This window comes from Pseudomonas sp. AC463 (assembly GCF_979253585.1).
On sequence record NZ_CEEDDZ010000511.1, the window covers coordinates 1 to 279 of the forward strand.

Sequence of the window (279 nt, forward strand, 5' to 3'; positions counted from 1 at the left end):
CTTCACGGCGAACATGGGCGCGGCGTTCGCGTTCGGCATCCTGGCGTCGATCCTCATCGACTTCGTGGTGCAACTGAACGTCTGGCGCATCGTCACCCTGACTCGCATGCGCGCCTCGGAGGTCGCCAACGCGGCGATTCCCGGCAGCGGCTACCTGCTCGCCTTACTGGTGATCTTCGGCGGCCTGGTCTTCAACGTCGGCAACATCGCCGGGGCTGGCTTAGGCCTCAATGCACTGATGGGCCTTGATCCGAAATGGGGCGGTGCACTGAGCGCCCT

The 279-nt window shown here is 64.5% G+C and carries 1 pseudogene; it reads left to right on the forward strand.

Annotation, left to right across the window (positions count from 1 at the left end):
* Positions 1-279 (forward strand): annotated as a pseudogene (locus AC0IYH_RS31190) (hypothetical protein); the annotation flags it as partial.